Origin of the sequence: Streptomyces corchorusii (assembly GCF_001514055.1) — a bacterium.
Lineage (GTDB): Bacteria > Actinomycetota > Actinomycetes > Streptomycetales > Streptomycetaceae > Streptomyces > Streptomyces olivaceoviridis.
Window position 1 is genome coordinate 42,786 of record NZ_KQ948368.1, and the last position, 18,118, is coordinate 60,903.

Consider the following 18,118-nt stretch of genomic DNA (forward strand, 5'->3'; position numbering starts at 1 on the left):
GCTCTACTCGGTGTCTCCGGCGCGCGGTTAAGGTGCGGGCATGAGCAACCAGGCCCCGACCTTGGAGGACGTCGCCCGTGAGGCGGGCGTCTCCCGGGCGACCGTCTCCCGGGTCGTGAACGGTGTCCGCAACGTGGACCCGGCGATCCAGAAGCTGGTCCACCGGGCGATCGAGCGGACCGGTTACGCCCCCAACCGGGCCGCCCGGTCGCTGGTGACCCGGCGTGCCGAGACGGTGGCGCTCGTGGTGTCCGGAGCCGGGGACCTCTCGCAGGAGACCCAGGAGGCCTTCGTCGCCCGGGCCTTCGCCGACCCCTTCTTCGGAAGGGTGGTCTCAGGGATCGTCGGATTTCTGCGGCCACGCTGCATGTACCCGGTGCTGATGTTCGCCGAGTCGCCCGAGGACCGGCAGGAGGTGCTGACCTACCTGCGGCAGGGCCGTGCCGACGGCGCGCTCGTCGTCTCCACCCACGCCGACGACCCGTTGCCCGCGCTGCTGGCCGAGGCGAAGCTGCCCACCGTGCTGTTCGCCCGCCCGGCACGCGAGGTCCCACTGAGCTACGTGGACCTGGACCACCGGCACGGCGGACGGCTCGCGGCGGAGCGCCTCCTCGCCCGCGGTTGCCGCAGACCGGCCACCGTGACGGGCCCGCTGGCCCTGCCTGCGAGCCGGGAGCGGCTGGCGGGTTTCCGCGACACGCTGGCCGATAACGGCCATCCGCACGTGCCGGTGGCCGAGGGCGGCTTCACCGTCGACAGCGGTGTCGCCGCCATGGAGCGGCTGCTTGCCGAACAACCTGGCGTGGACGGTGTGTTCGCTGCCAACGACCTGATGGCCCAGGGCATCTGCCAACTGCTCCGGGAGCGGGGCAGGCGGGTGCCCGAGGACGTCGCGGTGATCGGCTTCGACGACTCGGGGGTCGCCCGGTCCTGCACTCCGCCACTGACGACGGTTCGCCAGCCGGTCGAGCAGATGGCGGCGGAGATGGCCCGCCTCCTCGACGAACTCGTTCGCCAGAACCGTACCGACCCGACGCGTGTCCTCTTCGAGCCGGAACTGGTCGTGCGGGAGACCGCGTGACCGGGGCCGGGGCTGGGGCTGGGAGCGGACCGAGGACCGGGAGCGGACCGAGGGCCCGGCCGGCCCCGCGGTGCGCGGGACCAGCCGGGCCGAGGGACGGGGCCGGTGGTCAGGGCAGCCGGTAGTCCGTGTTCAGGGCCGCACCCGCTTCCGGGTGTGTCTGGTCGTAGCCGCGGGCATCGCACTGGAGGCCGCCCACGATGCAGTGGTCGACCAGGGCCTTGAGCGTGCGTTCCTCCCACGCGTTGAAGAAGTCGTAGTGGAAGGAGTAGCCGCGCCCGCTTGCCAGGTGCACCTGGGACATGTCGCCGTTGACCGGGAAGGCCATCTTGAACTCGATCATCGGCAGTGCGACCGGATGGTCGTCGGGGCACATGTTGTCGTTGGTTCCGGGTTTGACGACCGGGTAGGCCATGTGGCTCTTGTGGTCCGGTGTGTCGAGGTACTTCCCGTCCCAGCAACTGGGTGCCTGGAAACGGATGTTGAGCTGTACGTCGGCCCGGTCCGGGCAGCTCGTGGGGATGTCGGTGTTGAAGTAGCTGTCGCCGCACTCCCAGCCTTCGACGAAGCCTCGGTGTTGGCGGAACTGGTCGGCGCTCTGCATCGGATCGCCCACCACGAACCGCAGGCCCTTGGGGAAGGGCCGCACACTGGTGTAGTCGGTGACGCCGGCCTTGTAGTAGATCGTCTGGGGGCCGACGGGCAGGATCTTCTGGTCGCCCTTGAACAGCGAGGGCATCCAGTACGCCGAGGCGTCGGCGGGTGCCTTGCAGGTGGTGGCGCCGCCGTAGAGGGAGGCCGTGGTGCTGCCCGCGTGGGTCGAGGTGTTGCCCATGAAGGTGTGGTCGTGGGACTTGCCGGGCTGGCCCGGGTAGACGATGGGGTCGTCCGCAGCGGTGTGCGTGACCGAGCAGTTGGCCTGGAACTCGTGGAAGTAGCGCGGTGGCGGGGTCTTCGTGGACGGTGTGACGCCGGTGACCTGCGGCACGGCCGGTATGTAGCCGTCGCCGTCCGGGTCGTCGCCGGACGCCTGGGTGGAGGCGGCCATCACGTGCCCGGTGTGCGCGACCGCTGCGGCGGGAGCCTCACGGCTGTCACCGGCGGCGGAGGTGATGGTGCCGACGCCGAGGGCACCGGCGAGGAGGGCGGTGCCGAGGAGGAGTGCGGGGAGTCGTTTCGGACTCGATCTCATGGGGGTCTCCTGCCCGTGGGGTGGGAAGAGGGCCCGCGCGCACGGTACGTGACACGCGGGTGGTGCGTTCGGTGCGGTGGTGGCGGAACGCCGCGGAGGGTTCCGCCACCGTCGTCCGGGGCACAGCCGTCAGCTGTAGATCCCCAGTTCGTGCAGGGAGTAGCCCCAGCCCGTACCGCGTGCCGTCAGCTGGAGGCGCACGTAGCGGCCGGTGGCCGAGACGTCGAGGGTGTCGACGTCACCGTCGCCGGCGGTCGTGGAGTACACCGGGCGCCAGGTGTTCGCGTCGTCGGACACCTGCACCTCGTAGGACGCGGCGTAGGCGGGGTCCCAGACGAGCTGGAGCCTGCGCAGCGTCTTGGCGGAGCCGAGGTCGACCTGGAACCACTGCGGGTCGCTCCAGTCGCTGGCCCAGCGGGTGTCCGCGCGGCCGTCGACGGCCAGCGCCGGGGTGCAGGGGCAGTCGCCGTACGACTGCTGGAAGGAGGAGGCGGTCGCGGGCCGGTTCAGCGCCAGGTTGGTCCCGCTCACCGGCGGGGCGACGACCTTGACGGACCTGGTCTCGATGCCGGCGTTGCCGTGCCCGTCCTCGGCCTGCACGTAGACCTTCCACACGCCGAGTTTCCGGGGCGCGCTGACGGCGAAGTTCCCGTTCCCGGTCGAGCGCCACTGCGCCTCGACGAGTCGCTTGTCCCCGTTCGCGTAGTTGCCGCTGAGGAAGACCTTGTACGTGACCGCGTCACCATCCGGGTCACGGACGTCGGCGTGCACGGTGAACTCGCCGCCGGCCGGCGCGGAGGAGACCGGGGAGACGGTCATGCCGCTGATGACCGGGGGCGTGTTCCCGACGGACGCCGAGCCGGTGTAGGCCTTCTTGACGGCGTAGTACGACAGCCGCTTGAGCCCGTCGGGCAGGAGGTTGAACCAGACGCCGCCGAAGTCGTGTTCGGTGCCGTAGTGGAAGAGGGTGGCGCCCAGGGCCACGCCCTGGTGGGCGGTGACGCAGTTCCAGGCCTTGGTGTACCCGTCCGCCTTCTGCACGTCGGTCGGCTCGTCGGGGATGCCGTTGGCGTCGTCGGGCACCTCCCACTCGCCGGCCGGTCCGGTCTCGGTGATGATGTACGGCTTGGTGTACCCCCCGTCGATCCAGTCCTGGCGGACCTTGCACACGTTGCTGTACGAGTTCATCGCGTACAGGTCGAGATCGGGCGCATTGCGCTTGTAGTACGACCAGGCGCCGGTCCACGCGTCGGTGGAGGTGACCGGGTGGTCGGGATCGATGCCGTGGATCTTCCTGGCGACGTCGTTGACGAAGCTGGTGTAGGCGTTGCGCTGCGCCTCCAGCTCCGCTCCGCTGTAGCAGTTCTGCAACCCGAGGACCGACTCGTTGCCGACGTTCCACATCAGCGTCGCCGGATGGCTCTTGTAGGCGTCCACCCACTTGGCGAACTCGGTGAGCATGGTGTTCTTGTACGTGGTGTCGGTCACGTAGTCGACGCAGCCCCCGGCGCCCGGTCCGCCGCCGGGCTGGAGCCAGAAGCCGTTGATCACGCGAATCCCGTTGGACGCCGCGGCGTCCAGCAGTGCCTTGCTCGATGCGTCGGTGCCCCAGGTGCGGATCGTGTTGGCGCCCATGGCCCTGACGTCCGGCAGGTACCTGGGCGCGTCGGAGACCGCCGGGCCCCAGGTGACTCCCTTGACGGTGTACGGCTGACCGCCCACGGTGAGGCGCCAGTTGCCCTGGCCGCCCTCGACCTTCACGGCGCCCGAGGCGGGGGGCGGTGTGGTGCCGCCGGCGGAGCCGTAGACCTGGAACTCCCACAGCGAGTAGCCGTACCCGCCGGACCGGGCCAGGCCCTGCATCCGGACGTAGCGGCCGGTCCCGGAGACGGCGAGGTCGTCGGTGCCGCCGTCACCGCCGGTCACCTTCTTCAGGGTGCGCCAGTCGGTGCCGTTGTCGGACGCCTGGATCTCGTAGTCCTTGCCGTACGCCGACTCCCAGGTCAGGACCACACGGCTGAGGTTCGACACCTGGCCCAGGTCGACCTGGAGCCACTGCGGGTCGCTCCACTGGCTGGCCCACCGGGTCCCGGTGAGGTCGCCGTCCACGGCGGCGGCCGCGTAGCCGTCCCCCTCCTGCGAGGAGGCGGTGGCGGGCCTGCCCTGCGACAGGAGGGCGTCGGCCGCGTGCGCGCCCGGGGCGAGCGCGACGGTGAAGGAGGACGCGAGGAGGGCGCCGAGGGCGACGAAGGGAACGGCCGCACGGCGGCGGAGGGAGGTGGTGGTCGGTCCGGACAACGGGGGCTCCTGACGGGTCGGGCCGCCGAGAACAGGACGTGGTGCCGGAGGGGGCCGGTCCGCGACGGTGTGGGGATGCGTCGGCCACGCTCCGGCGGAGGAGGCCGTCCATGTGCGCGTCGTGCGGGGGCTGCTGTCCCCTCCGGGCCGCGGTGCGGGGCAGGCTGGTCCGGCCCGGAGGGGAGTCGTTGCCGGTCCGCGTACGGGGTGACGCGGGTCCGGGCGGGGGGCAAGGCTGGGGGCAGGGCTGGGGCAGGGCTGGGGACGACGGTCGACGGGTCGGTCTAGGTACCCGAAGCGTGTGCACCCGCGTCGTGGTTGACGTGTTCGTATTGGCCGTTGCCACCCAGGGGGGCCACCAGGACGTCGTTCGCTGGAAGCCTGAGCGGGGTGGCGGCATCGCTGCGCTGGTACCGAGAGCGGACACGAAGTCGTCTCCTCACAAGCGGAGTTGAGACAGGGCGCGAGGCGAGGGAGCGGGAGAGCGCTCTCCCGACCATGCCCGGCAGTCATCCCGGGGTCAAGAAGTTGGACCCCCTTTTCTTTCGGCTTTATTTAAGAGATCGCCCGATGGCTCGGTGGGCGGCGTCGGCGCCCAGCCGAGCGAGCCAGGGGTGCCGGAGCCGGACCGACACCCCGTCAATGCGCCGCCACCAGGCGACCCGGGTCCGGTCGCCCCGCCCGCCGTCCGTACCCCCGCCGCCAGGGAACCCTGAGAGCGCGCCCGCCGCCGGGCGCTTCGCCTTGTCCGTCTGGAGCACTGCGGCTACCTCGAACAGCGGGCGCTGCCGCGCTCGTTCCACACCGACGCCGTCCGCGCGCGCTTGGAAGAGATCGAGCGGCACGGGCGCCGCCGCACACAGCCGTACGCCCGCGAGGTGGAGCCCACCCACGGCGTGCATCGGTCCCAGATGGAGCGCGGCGGCCGGCACGCGGTCAGCGACTGACGTTACGGCGTCTGAGGTCGCCCGGGCTCGTGCAGGTCTTCGTCGATACGGCGATACGGCGCTCGCTGTGCAGGAAGGCCGGCCGTCTCCCGGCGACGCATGGACGCTGGGTGACCGGCCTGCGGGGACGTCGTTGAGCAGCGCCGACCGGAAGGGCCACTGCGGCGTTCGGATGGAACGAACCCGAACCGCGTAGCGGATCCGGGGACCGGCTCCATGGCTCCCGCAGCTACCTGACTGCACCAACGCGACCATCCCGGCAGCCGCGAACGTCAGCATCGGCGTTTCGGCCAACCACCTTCCTTCGCATACCCGTTGCGGCGCAAGGGTCCATGCATCCGCCACACGCCGACGCGCGCTGCATCTCGGGGATCCGGACCCGACCGAAACACATGTGTTCGATATCCCGGGGCGGTCGTTGAGCCTTGCGACCACGCCGGACAACCGTCAGGGGGACCACGTTGACCTCGGCCGCCACGCATGAGCACCAGTCCACCGCGCCACCTCCCCCACCGCCGGCGGAGATCACGTACAGCGGGCAGTACTCCGTCAATCCGCTCGCCGAGGTCTCCTTCCGGAGGATGTGTGCGCAGATCCCGGCCGTCCTGGGCCGCATCGCGCGGCTTTCGTGGCGGACGGACCGGCGAGCCGTGCAGCTCCTGCTCGGCTGCCAGTTGCTCACGGGCGTCTCTGCCGCCGTGGTGCTGGCCGCCACCTCCCGGGCCATGGCACCGGTCCTCGGGGACGGCACCGCCGGCGAACGGCTGCGCGGCGCCCTCCCGGCACTGCTGGTCGTGGCACTCGCCGCCGCGCTGGGCCGCGCGGCGGGGGCAGTAGCCACCTACGCGGAGCGGCGCATCACCCCACGGCTGACTACACAAACGGACTCCGCGCTGGTCGAGGCGGTGTGCCGGGTGGAGGCCTCGGCGTGCGCGGAGGACGGCTTCTCCGATCGGCACGAGGCAGCCGAAATGGGGGTGATTCGCACACACGTCATGGTCACCGACGCTCAGCGGTTCCTGTCCGCGCTGATCCGCATGGTCACCGCCGGGAGCGTACTGTCGGTGCTGAACCCACTGATGCTGCCGCCCCTCCTGCTCGCGGTACTGCCCGCCGGCGTCGGCGCCGTGCTGACCGCCCGGGTCGACTACGAGATCCACTACGCCAACATCGCCGACCGCAACGTGCGCGGCATGATGCGCTGGTGGGCGACCGAGTCGAAGTACAGCGACGAGGTCCGCGCCAACTCGATGACGGATTACCTCATCTACTGGTACCGGGCCCTGTCCGACCGGTGCGACCGGCGCAGCCTGGCCGCTGCCCCGCGCACCCTGCGGATCGCCCTGCTCTCCGCGCTGGCCGGCGGAGTCTTCCTCGTCGCGACCTGGGGCGCGCTGGCGTGGCTGGCAGTGTCCGGCCGGATCCAACTCGCGGTCGCGGCAACAGCGGTCATCGCCGTGCAGACCACGCTCGCCGCGCTGTCGCAGGTGGTCGTCAACGGCGCCGCGGTCTTCCGCACCAGCTTGTACCTGGGCGACATGCAGGCCTTCCTCGATGACGCCGCCGCCCGCGCCCCCAAGCGCGGCGCCCTCAAGCACATCGCGCCGACCGAGGAGATCCGGCTTGAGGAGGTCGTCTACCGGTACCCGGGCAAGGACAAGCCCGCCGTGGACGGTGTCTCCCTCGCGCTGCGACGCGGCGAGATCCTTGCGATCGTCGGCGCGAACGGGTCGGGGAAATCCACGCTCACCCGGCTGCTGACCGGGATCTACCTGCCGGACAAGGGAAAGGTCACGTGGAACGGCGCCGACCTCGCCGAGGTGGACCCTGCCACAGTGTGGGCGAACACCGGTCTGGTGCCGCAGATCTTCGCGCAGTGGCCGCTGCGGGTCCGCGAGAACGTCACCCTCGGCCAGCCCCGCACCCACGACGACGCCCCCGTGTGGGAGGCCGTCGACGCGGTCGGTCTGCGCGAGGCCGTCGACGACCTCCCCGCGGGCCTGGACACCCTGCTGGCCCGCGACGTTTTCGGCGGCTCGGAGCTCTCCGGCGGGCAGTGGCAGCGCGTGGCGTGTTCGAGAGCCCTGTACAGGCGCCCGGGGCTGCTGATCCTGGACGAGCCCACATCCCAGATGGACCCGCGCGGCGAACACCAGATCTTCGAGCAGATCAAGGCCATCGCCGCGGACCGCATCACGATCGTGGTCACGCACCGCCTGGAGAACACCAAGATCGCCGATCACATCGTCGTGATGGAGCACGGCCGGATCACCGAACAGGGACGGTACGACGACCTCGTCCACGCCGGCGGAACCTTCGCCGAACTCCTGGAACTGTCGCAGGACCGCTGATCCTTCGCCCCCGTCCCGCCCCTCGGCGGGGCGGGCCCCATGAAGGAAGACCCGTGCCCCTATCCCTGGTGGCTGCCCGACGGCTTCGTCCCTCGTTCCTCACACGCTGTGCGCCCGAGCACGATGCCGCCAGGAGGCTGAGCGCAAGCGTGCGAGCACGCCGGTCCTGACCCGGCCGTACGCTCCGTGCTCGTCGCGTTCTCGCGGATCCGGCATTACGGTCGCAGCGGTGGTGATCTCCGCCAGGGGTTCACCGCAGCCTGCCACCGGGATGTCGATCACTCGCGGATCGCTCAGCAGGATCACGCCGGGTGAGCCTAGCGTCTCCGCCCAGCAGCTACCTGGCACCTGGCCAGACGCAGTCAGGTCCCGGACGAAGCCGCGGCGACGCGGTGCCCGCAGCGCTCGTGCACGCGAGGCCCCGGCCGGCTCCCCTGGTCTGCCGCCCGGCCACCGGAAGAAGCCATCGGGCCGGGATCCGGCGCGCGTCCTACGCAAGGTCCAGCCCTGTACACCCGGTACGCCCTGCGTGGTCGCAGCCGGGCCGGAACCACGTCGACCCGGGGGCGGTTCCGTCCCCGTCGGCTGGCGCATAGCGTCGCTCACCGGGAGCCGTCAGCACTCCCGCACCAGCGCCGAGCCGCCGAGCCGTACCTGCTGCCGGGCGGGGAAACACCGCCTGCACATTCCGGCTTGATCGTTGCCGTGCATGCTGATTGGTTGGTCGGTATGACTGAACTCGGACCCGTCGCCTGGCCGCCTGCCCCCATCAAGACCGAGCGGCTCGTTCTCCGTGGGCCCGAGGCCCGGGACCGAGCGGCGTTCATCGAGCTGTACTCCTCGCCGGAGGTGCACACCTACCTTGGCGGCCCCCGACCGCGTGACGAGCTTGAGCGCGAGATGCCCGAGGTGCCCGGGCGGCGGCCCGGGAGCTTCGTCGTCGAGCTCGGTGGGGCGATGGTCGGCCAGATCCTGCTCAGGAGAGCAACGGAGCACCGTCGCCCGGCTGCCGTGGGGAAGGCCGACCTCGGCTACCTGTTCCTGCCGCGGGTGTGGGGCTCCGGGTACGCCACCGAGGCGTGCGCGGCGGCACTCGACTGGTTCGACGGCGTGCTTCCCGGCGAGCCCGTGGTGCTCACCACTCAGACCGCCAACGTCGGCTCGATGCGCCTCGCGGCGAAGCTGGGGTTCACCGAGGTAGAGCGGTTCCACGCCTGGGACGCCGAGCAGTGGCTCGGTTTGCGGCCCCCGGTCACGCCGCCCGCCGGCACGGACACGACCTGGCGATGAAGCTGCTGCGGGCACACATCAGCAGACGAGCCGCCGACGTGCGGCACAACCAGCTCCGGCCCTGAGCACGGTGGCCGACGCCGAACCAGGTGGTCCAGGACGGTCGGCCGATCGTCGGTCGGATGTGCGTCGCTGGTGCGCCAGGCGACGCTCGGCAGACCGGACCACGCCCGGCCGGCGAACTCCGCCGAGTCGCCGGTCACGCGTGCCGCCGCGCTTCGTCCTGCGCTCGCAGGTGTCCACGAGCGCAGGACCGGGCCCGGTGCCCGTGGCGGCGGCTTTGTCCTTCCGCTGTCAGTTCTGCAAGCGCCAGCGCTGGTTCGTGCCGCCCGTGCAGGTCCACAGCTGGATCTTCGTTGCGTTGGCGGTCCCCTGGCCGCTGGCATCCAGGCAGAGCCCCGAGCGCAGCGCTGTGATCGTGCCGTCGGAATTGATGTTCCATTGCTGGTCTGGCTGTCCGTTGCAGTCCCAGATCGCCGCCGGGGTGCCGTTGGCCGCTGTCTGGCCGGCGCTCAGGCACTTGTTGCCGTAGACGACCAGTTGCTTTCCGGAGGTGTAGGTCCACCTTTGGTTGGAGCCGCCGTTGCAGTCCCACAGTTGTGCCTGCGTGCCGTTGGCCGTGGTGGAGTTGTTGATGTCGAGGCAGCGCCCTGACTGCTGGCCGACGATCTCCTGGTTGCCGGTGGACGGCGGCGGATTCGAGTCGAACTGTGTGAAGAACTGCCACACCGCCGCCGATGTCCAGGTGCGCCAGCCGTCACCGGTGGAACCGTCTATGGGGCCGGGGTCGTGGCCCGCTCCGTCGAACGCGGCCCAGACGACGGGGTATCCCGACCGGCAGCCGGAGTAGGCGGTGATGAAGTGCGTCAGGCTGCCGTAGGCGGGCTCGGGCGGGTTCTGCGGGGTGCAGCCGTTGTTGCGGACGAAGGTGTCGCGCAGTTGCCGTCCCGACGCGATGGGCAGCACGTCGTCCCTGATGCCGTGCAGGCCCATGTAGGCGATGGGCTGGGTACCGCCCTCGCATCCGCTGAGGTTCGCCCCGGAGTAGACCGCGACCGCGCGGAAGACCGTGGCCCGGGAGCAGGCGAGGGCGTACGACATCGCACCGCCGTAGCTGAAGCCGGCGGAGAACAACTGCGTGGTGTCCACGCACAGGCCCGCTTCGATCTGGCTGACCATGGCGTCGACGAAGGCCACGTCCTGGCCGCCCGGGTTGGCCCAGCCGTTGCCGTTGCCCTGCGGGGCGACGAAGATGGTGCTGTTGTTCGCGTCCGCCAGGCGCCGCAGGCCGTAGTAGGACCAGTTGTACCCGTCCGTTCCGCCTGAGTCGACGTCGTTGGCCGTGCCGCCCCGCCAGTGGAAACCGAAGATCAGCCGGTAGGGGTGGTTGTTGTCGTAGCCGGCGGGGACCCGCAGGAGGTAGCTGCGGGTCTGGCCGCCGCTCTGGATGGTGTGGGTGCCGCTCGTCAGCGCCGGGGCCTTGCCGCAGCCGGCGGTCGCCCTGACGGTGCCGGTGGTGGCCGGCGCGGCGGTCACTGCGCGGGCGCTGCCGAACGAGATGCCCGCGGCCGACAGGACGAGGAGTATCGCAGCCGCGATCGACATCAAGAGTGGTTTGCGTTTCATACACTCCTTCTTCCGTGGGTGAGGAGGTGCGGGGGACGCGGTAGCCGGCGTTTCAGGTGCCGGTGATGGTCCATTCGTTGTTGCTGCTGGAGTTCGGCGTCCACATCACCGTGGTGGAGCCGACCGTGGTGCTGCCGCTGCCGTCGAGTGCGGTGCCGGTTCCGCGGTTGACGATCTGGTAGCGGTTGCCGCCGAGGCTGTTGAGCGACCACTGCTGGTTGTCGCCGCCGTTCCACGCCGCCTGGCGGGCGGGGGCGCCGTTGGCGGAGTCGCCCCAGCTGTCGGCGGCCATGCCGTTGGCGCGGTTCATGATGCGGTGGTAGCCGTTGCCGAGGTCGATCAGCTGCCACTGCAAGTTGGCGCTTCCGTCGTAGTTCCACTGCTTGAGGTTGGAGCCGGAGGCCACATTGCCCCCGCTGTCGAGCACCAGCCCGCTGGTCACGTTGGCGATCTTCACCCAGGTGGTAGAGCCGCCCGGCCCGCCCAGTGGGGGGATCCGGCCGGAGAAGGTGAGCTTGACCGTGTAGGCCAGGGCGCTGAACGGCGGGTTGGCCGAGGGCATGGTGAGGTGCAGGCCGGAGGCGTCCTGGACCGGTGCGGGCAGGTCGGTGTAACTGCCGGCGGTGTTGTTCAGCAGTTGGGCGCTCGTCAGGGTGCCGAGGCTGAACTGGTTGGAGTTCAGGGTCGTGATGGTCATGGTGCCGCCCTGCCAGCCCAGCGCGGTGGCGTAGAGGGTCCTGTCGTCCTGGCTGCGGGTGAAGCGGATGTCCTTGGCGGTGCCGGCCACCGGTCCGCTGAACGAGCCCCCGCCCATCTTGGTGGGGCCCTCGCCGTAGCTGGTCCAGGAGCGGGTGGAGTAGACCGCCTCCCCGAAGCGGCCGAGCCAGTCGCCCATGCCGAGCAGGATGGACTGCTGCCCGGAGGGGATGACGCCGGCGGCCGTCGGTGCGATGTTCAGCAGCATGTTGCCGCCCTTGCTGACCCGGTCGATCAGCGAGTGGAGCAGTGCCTGCGTCGAGTAGTAGCCGATGCCCGTCGTGTAGCACCAACTGGAGGAGGAGATGCTGTCGTCGGTCAGCCAGTAGGGGGTGAGCAGCCCGGCCGGGCCGCCGCGTTCAAAGTCGTAGACCTCGCCCTTGGCGTTGAGGCCGTCCTTGTAGGTGGCGACCACGTCCTTGTTCCAGGAGACGGCCCGGTTGTAGTAGTGCGCGAGGAACTGGAGGCGGTAGGACTCCTGCACCAGGCCCAGGTCGAAGTCCTGCCAGATCAGGTCGGGTTGGTAGCCGTCGATGACCTCGACCAGCTTGTCGAACCAGAGTTCGTTCTCCGCTGCCGTGCCCTGCTGGCCGTAGAGCACGCGCAGCGTCGCGTCCGACTGGGACGGCACGTGGTCGTAGTAGCCGTTGAAGTGGTAGGCGTGGTGCAGCGAGGCCATGAACTTCAGCCCCTGCCCGCGGATGGCTTGCGCGTGCAGCCCCACGAGGTCGAGCCGGGGGCCGTGCTGGACCGAGTTCCACGGGTTGGCGCGGCTGTTCCACATGGAGAAGCCGTCATGGTGTTCGGCGACCGGGCCGGCGAACCTGGCGCCCGCGGACTTGAACAGCCGGGCCCAGGCGTCCGGGTCGAAGTCGCCTCCCTTTGAGGCCAGTTGGGGCGCGAACCGCACGTAGTTGCCGGCCTTGTCGCGGGCGCCGTCGATGAAGTTGTGGTACGGCCATACCGAGGGGTCGCCGTAGGTGGCGATGTGGTGCCTGTTCTCGTTCGAGCCGCCGATGTACATGTTGCGCGGGTACCACTCGTTCCCGAACGCGGGAACGCTGAAGACGCCCCAGTGGTAGTAGATGCCGAACTTGGCGTCCTGGAACCAGGCCGGGGCCGGGGGGTGCTGGTCCACGGACGGCCAGCTCGCGGTGTAGCTGCCGGGGCCGTCGGTCGCGGCGGCCTCGGGAGCGAACCGCAGCAGGCCGAAGGCCGTGGCCGCGCCGGCCGCCGCCAGCAGCCGACGGCGGCTGACCGGCAGGGAGGAGGAAGACATGTGGAGACCTCTCGGGGGTGGTCGACTGGGGTGGTGCGGGAGCCGGTGGTCGTCGGCCGGTCACCGGATCAGTCGCGCGTCCACTGCTGGTTTCTGTTGCCGTTGCAGGTCCAGAGCTGGAGGAGGGTGCCGTTGGCCGTTCCCCCGCCGGTCGCGTCCAGGCACAGGCCGGACTGGTCGCCGGTGATCGTGCCGTCGGAGTGCAGCGTCCACTTCTGGTTGCCGCCGCCGTTGCAGTCCCAGATGTCCACCTTGGTTCCGGGGCTGGTGCCCTGGCCCGCGGCGTCCAGGCAGGCGTTTCCGTAGACCCGCAGCTCACCGGCCGAGGTGTTCGTCCACTGCTGGTTGGTGCCTCCGTTGCAGTCCCACAGTTCCACCTGGGTGCCGGCCGTCTGCGACTGGTTCGGCACGTCCACGCACCGGCCGGATGCGGCCCCGACGATCGCGCCTGTCGTGCCGTCGTCGTTCCCGCCGCTGCCGGGGGTGATGGACAGGTTGTCGAACTGCGCCGTCTCACCCTGGCTGGTCGCGTAGCCGATCTGTCCGCCGGCCCAGGTTCGGTCGTTCACGGTACCGACCGTGGCACCGTCGATGACGGCGGTGATGGTGGTGCCGGAGAAGGTGAGGGCCAGGGAGTGCCACCGGTTGGTGCCCAGCGCCGTGGTGGTGCCACGGGCGAGGGTGGAGACGGTGCCGTTGGTGTTGGAGTTCAGGACCGACCAGGCGCCGGTGTCGCTCACCCGCAGGTGGTAGGCGTTCAGTCCTCCGGTACTGCTGTAGTCCTGTGCGCCCGCGCGGCCGATCAGCTCCGCGTATCCGGCCTGTTCGAGCATCACGTCCGACGAGACGGTGTAGTTGCTCCAGCTCATGTCACCGAGCAGGGCGTGCGGATCGGACAGCGCGTCCCAGGTGATCGGCTTCTGCGGGCTCATCTGGCGCACGCACCTGCCACTGCGGCCGCCGCCGCAGCCCACTTCCTCGAAGGCGCCCTGCCAGTCCATGAGGTACCTGGCCTCGGTGCCGGTGGCGTAGCCGTCGAAGGAGTCGCTGTAGGGCAGCTTCAGCGTGCCCTGGGCGGGACCGGTGGCGGTGCCCTTGCCCTGGCCGGTCGTGGTGGTCAGGGTGTACACGCGGCCCGGCTGGACGGTGAGGCTGAAGCCGCCGCCGGACGGGGTGATGTCCGCGGTGTGCACGAAGTAGTCGGCCGGGTTGCCGGAGGTGACGTCGGTCGACCAGACGTGGACGGTCTTGGTGGACAGTCCCCCGGTGACGTTGAGGTTCAGCGTCTGGGCGCTTGCGGCGTCCATCGTCTCGATGACCGTGGAGTAGTCGGAGCCGTTGGTGGACTTCAGCGAGACGTAGCTGCCGTTGTTCCGGTTGCCGCCGATGTAACCGCTGGAGGCGTCGAGGTAGTGCCAGCCCGGGGCGGTGAACTGGCTGGTCTGCGCCATCACCCAGGCGTTCTTGCCGATCGCGTAGTGGCCGGACCAGGGCTGCGGGGCCAGGGCGAGCCCCATGGTGGGGTACGGCAGGTTGGGCGTGATCGAGGCGACGACCGGCCAGTTGAAGTACGCGGTCATCCGGCCGTCAATGTATCCGCGGTTGATGCCGCGGGCCACGGCCTGCGCTCCCCCGTTGTAGTCGTCCGAGCCGTTCTCGCTCGCCCACAGCGTCTTGCCGGACGACGTGGCGGCCGACGGCACCGAGCAGTCGGACTGGGACGACCGGTAGCCGCAGGGGTAGTGCGTGCCGATGGCGCTCACCGCGGAGGCGAACGCCGGGTTGGAGTTGATGTCGTTCGCCACGGACCAGTCGGAGTCGGCCGCGACGATCTTGACGTTGCCGTAGCCGTTGCTGTCGAGCGCGCCGCGCAGTTGTTCGTACCAGGAGATGTTGTAGCCCCGCTCGTTCCACCCGCCGAGGTAGTCGATGTTCAGCCCGTGCTGCTTGGCGCAGCCCAGCCACGAGAGCAGGTAGGTGACCATGTCGGTGGACCAGAAGTTCCCGCCGCCGATCCAGCCGGGCGCACCCCAGGCGAGGCCGTACAGCTTGATGCCCGGGTTACGGGCCTTGGCCTGCTCCATCAGCCACCATTCGTAGCCCCGGTCGCAGTTGAGGTCGGTCCGGGTGTGCTGGTGACTCGGCTCGGCCCCTGAGGTGGAGTTGGTGTCCCCGCCGATCTCCGCCTTGAGGATGTGCAGGGAGGCGCCGTAGCCGGGCTTGAACAGGTAGTCCAGGATCTGCCCGCGCTGGGGCTCGGGATAGTCGATCAGGAGTCTGCTGTTGCCGCCCCCGCCGCTGATGGCACCGATGCCGTCGAAGGTCCGGCCGCCGGACGCGCCGTTGATCGTGATGGAGGTGGCGGCCTGGGCCGGGGCGGCGGTCGTGGCGACGATGCCGCCGGCGGTCAGGAGGAGGCCCGCGAGCACGGCCGTCAAGACGCGCAGGCGCCGGAACAACCGGCTGAATGCTGACACGGTGGATTCCTTTCACAGGTGGGAGGTGTCCCGTGCGGGGGGGAATCCCGGTCACGGGGCCCTATGGCTGTGCGGTCGCCCGTCACCGGCCGGCTGCGGGGCGCGCCCGCTCTGGATCGGTACTCCGGCCGGCTGCGGTCTGCCCCCGCTCCGGATCAGCACTCCGGCCGGGTCCGGGGTGGCGCGGCACGCCCGGTCGTCGTGCGTCGCGTGGGTGTGCCCCCTCGCCCACGCCGGTCGGCGGTCCGCGTGCCGGCGCCTTCTCGCCCTCATCCGATCCTCCTGTGCGCTCCGACGCTGCGGCGTGTGTGAGGGGCGGGACGGGTCCCGCGCGTGGGCGGTGCGGTGACGCGCCGGGGCGGTGTGGTCGCGTGCCGCCCCGGCCGGCTGCCGCGGATCCTTCAAGGGGTCAGTTCAGCGACCATTTCTGGTTGGACTGGCCGTTGCAGGTCCACAGCTGGACGGGGGTGCCGTTGGCGGTGGCGGCGCCGGTCACGTCCAGGCACAGGCCCGACTGGGCACTGGTGACGGTGCCGTCCGCGTTGACGTTCCACTGCTGGTTGGACTGGCCGTTGCAGGACCAGGTGATGACCTTGGTGCCGGGACTGGTGCCCTGACCGGAGGCGTCCAGGCACAGGCGGCTGCTGCCTGAGGACACGGTGAGCTCCCGGGCGTTGGTCTGGGACCAGGTCTGGTTCGCCGCGCTGGTGCAGTCCCGGATCTGGGTCTGCGTACCCGCCGTCGTGGACGAACCCGGCGCCTCCAGACACCTGCCCGCGCCCACGGCGCGCAGCGCGCCCGTCTTGGTGCCGCCACCCGTCCCGTAGCCGGCCGCGGTGATGGCGGCCTGCACGGCGTTCTCGGTGGCGTCGGAGGGGTAGCCCGCCGTCATCGCGCCCTCGAAGAACTCGCCCGAACCCGAGACGCTGTTGTCGCCGCCGGTGCCGAGCAGCACCGAACTGTCGAGCTTCATCGGCGAGTAGCCGTTCGGCAGCGGCCCGGAGAACGTGGTGGTCAGGCCGCCGCCGGCGCCGTTGCCGTATTTGAGGGTGAAATTGCTCGTGCCGTTGTTCTTCAGCCACGCGCTGACGAACGGGTAGTGCACACCGGTGTTGTTGGGATCCTTGTTGGAGCCGGTGTTGGTGTGGTACATCCCGTTCTCCAGGTCGGCCTCGACCCACGGACCGCTGCCGGTGCACCCGCCGAACCAGCATGCGTTGCCCCAGTAGATGGCGTTCATGGTGGCGTTGCCCGTGTCGGTGTGGGAGTTCTCGCCGCTGCCGTAGTCGAAGCAGCACCACTGGTTCGTGTAGTCCGACGACGTCACCATGTAGATGCCCTCGGGCTGGGAGCCGGTGGCCACGCCGTTCGCGTGGTCGATCCGGTAGCCGACACCGGGCTTGACCTTGACACCGAAGACCTGGTGACCGCCCGCGGTCACCGGCAGGGCCATGGCGTCGGCGCCGACGTCGGCTCCGCCTGGACCGGGCCCCTTCCAGTAGCCGCCCCAGGAGATCGGCAGGTCGTTGTGCTTGGTGGTCTGGTCGTAGATCTTCGTGATCGTGCACGACGTGCCCGAGCAGAAGGAGACCTGGGACGCCGCGTCGGCGTAGCCGCCCGCGCTCAGCACCCCGATGTCGCGGTAGCTGTGATCGGAGGACCTCTGGATCTGGTACAGCGGCCCGTTGTACGACGCGAAGAGCGCCCTGGTGGTGGAGTGCGCCGTCACGCACGGCGTACCGCCCGCGGCGTAGATGTCGCACGGCAGCGACGCATCGGCCGCGGTGGCCTTCGCCGAGTGGGTCGCCGGGCGGGCGGTGGTGGCCGTGCCGGTCCGCGCCGAGTGGGCCGCCGGACGTGCCGTGGTGGCCGTGCCGGTCCGTAAGGACGCGGCGAACGCCGTTGTGCCGAACGCGGCCACGACCATCGCCAGGGCGACGAGGAGCGCGGCTTTCCATCGCCTTCGCCGGCGGTCGACGACTGGTCCGATCATGGAGACCTCCTCTGTGACGGTGCCGCCCCACGGCGGCGCCGTAGCTGTCCCTGGTCGGTGCGGAGGCGCCCGGTTGTCCGCGGCGGGCAGGCACGCGGCAGGCAGGCCCGGACGGTGCTCGGCGGGCGCATTGATGTGGTCATGACATATACATGGTGCGACGTGCTCCTTACGGCTCGGCCGTTGCGGTGGGCGACCCCGTTGGTGCGCTGCTGGGCAAGTGGAGCGACTCCGATATGTTCGTGATACCGAACAGATGTCGGAGTATCGGGCAACGTGGATAATAGGGAACCAGTGAGCGGCGTCAATACCCTGCACATGATTCGGCAATCACCTCGAAACGTTCGCGATGCCTGTGAACGCTCGATGTGGTACATCAAGCCGACCGAATCGCCTGGCAGGGCAGTGCGGATGCAGCCCATCGGCGGCGGAGCGGCGCCGGTTTCGCGGATGGTGCCGCACAGCCGATCGACGCTCCGATACCCGCGCCATCCTGGATTTACGAAGATCGGCCGAAATTTCGAGAGGGCGATGGGTGCGGATCGTCACCCAGGTCACCGGCGTACCGGGCGGGCGCGGAGGGCGGACCGGGGAGCGGGCCCGGCGCCGTGAGGCGCATGGGACGTCATCGCGGAGCGGGCGCGGGGGGCGACCTGCGGCCACGGGGCCAGGCGCGGCCGGATCCCATGGACCCGACATGGGGACAAGAGGTCTATATCTGCCAGCGCACACATCCTTGCCTGTGAAGGTACTGCGCGGCGGCCAGGCGTGAGCGAGGACGGCTGCGCGGACATCATGAGGCGTCCGCGAAAACCAGCCAACCGGTGA

General features: G+C 70.1%; 9 protein-coding genes. 3 read left to right on the forward strand and 6 right to left on the reverse strand.

Annotation, left to right across the window (positions count from 1 at the left end; all coding sequences use genetic code 11):
* The first annotated feature begins 40 nt into the window (after positions 1-40).
* Entirely contained in the window at positions 41-1,081 is a 1,041-nt protein-coding gene (locus tag AQJ11_RS35780) for a LacI family DNA-binding transcriptional regulator (protein WP_059266050.1), read from the forward strand.
* 109 nt (positions 1,082-1,190) lie between these two features.
* Here the strand turns inward: AQJ11_RS35780 and AQJ11_RS35785 are convergent, their stop codons facing one another.
* Together AQJ11_RS35785 and AQJ11_RS35790 are read right to left on the reverse strand one after the other, a co-directional pair.
* Positions 1,191-2,273 (reverse strand): DUF1996 domain-containing protein, encoded by a 1,083-nt coding sequence (locus tag AQJ11_RS35785; RefSeq protein ID WP_059266051.1) that lies wholly within the window; start codon positions 2,271-2,273, stop codon positions 1,191-1,193.
* 129 nt (positions 2,274-2,402) lie between these two features.
* Positions 2,403-4,571, reverse strand: a complete 2,169-nt coding sequence (locus AQJ11_RS35790) for a discoidin domain-containing protein (RefSeq protein ID WP_059266052.1) — start codon at positions 4,569-4,571, stop codon at positions 2,403-2,405.
* A gap of 1,408 nt (positions 4,572-5,979) precedes the next feature.
* On the opposite strand from AQJ11_RS35790, the gene AQJ11_RS35800 reads away from it, so the two are divergent.
* Both AQJ11_RS35800 and AQJ11_RS35805 read left to right on the forward strand, forming a co-directional pair.
* Positions 5,980-7,869: an ABC transporter ATP-binding protein gene (locus tag AQJ11_RS35800; protein WP_059266054.1), complete on the forward strand. Its 1,890-nt coding sequence runs from the start codon at positions 5,980-5,982 to the stop codon at positions 7,867-7,869.
* A gap of 729 nt (positions 7,870-8,598) precedes the next feature.
* Positions 8,599-9,159, forward strand: a complete 561-nt coding sequence (locus AQJ11_RS35805) for a GNAT family N-acetyltransferase (protein WP_059266055.1) — start codon at positions 8,599-8,601, stop codon at positions 9,157-9,159.
* A gap of 294 nt (positions 9,160-9,453) precedes the next feature.
* Here AQJ11_RS35805 and AQJ11_RS35810 read toward each other — a convergent pair whose 3' ends face one another.
* The 4 genes from AQJ11_RS35810 to AQJ11_RS35825 form a co-directional block, all read right to left on the reverse strand.
* Complete coding sequence (locus tag AQJ11_RS35810; RefSeq protein WP_015493140.1) at positions 9,454-10,764, reverse strand: ricin-type beta-trefoil lectin domain protein; 1,311 nt, start codon at positions 10,762-10,764, stop codon at positions 9,454-9,456.
* A 73-nt stretch (positions 10,765-10,837) separates the two neighbouring features.
* Positions 10,838-12,820 carry an alpha-L-fucosidase gene (locus AQJ11_RS35815; protein WP_059266056.1) on the reverse strand — a complete coding sequence of 661 codons (1,983 nt, stop codon included), beginning with the start codon at positions 12,818-12,820 and terminating at the stop codon, positions 10,838-10,840.
* A 68-nt stretch (positions 12,821-12,888) separates the two neighbouring features.
* On the reverse strand, positions 12,889-15,297 hold the full coding sequence (locus AQJ11_RS35820) for a ricin-type beta-trefoil lectin domain protein (protein ID WP_059266057.1): 2,409 nt from the start codon (positions 15,295-15,297) through the stop codon (positions 12,889-12,891).
* A 409-nt stretch (positions 15,298-15,706) separates the two neighbouring features.
* Positions 15,707-17,290: an arabinofuranosidase catalytic domain-containing protein gene (locus AQJ11_RS35825; protein ID WP_059266058.1), complete on the reverse strand. Its 1,584-nt coding sequence runs from the start codon at positions 17,288-17,290 to the stop codon at positions 15,707-15,709.
* Between the last annotated feature and the right edge of the window lie 828 nt (positions 17,291-18,118).

Excerpts from the sequence above, each read along its gene's own strand:
- AQJ11_RS35805 (WP_059266055.1), top strand. The coding sequence starts at position 8,599 with ATGACTGAACTCGGACCCGTCGCCTGGCCGCCTGCCCCCATCAAGACC.
- AQJ11_RS35785 (WP_059266051.1), bottom strand. The coding sequence starts at position 2,273 with ATGAGATCGAGTCCGAAACGACTCCCCGCACTCCTCCTCGGCACCGCC.
- AQJ11_RS35780 (WP_059266050.1), top strand. The coding sequence starts at position 41 with ATGAGCAACCAGGCCCCGACCTTGGAGGACGTCGCCCGTGAGGCGGGC.
- AQJ11_RS35815 (WP_059266056.1), bottom strand. The coding sequence starts at position 12,820 with ATGTCTTCCTCCTCCCTGCCGGTCAGCCGCCGTCGGCTGCTGGCGGCG.
- AQJ11_RS35825 (WP_059266058.1), bottom strand. The coding sequence starts at position 17,290 with ATGATCGGACCAGTCGTCGACCGCCGGCGAAGGCGATGGAAAGCCGCG.
- AQJ11_RS35810 (WP_015493140.1), bottom strand. The coding sequence starts at position 10,764 with ATGTCGATCGCGGCTGCGATACTCCTCGTCCTGTCGGCCGCGGGCATC.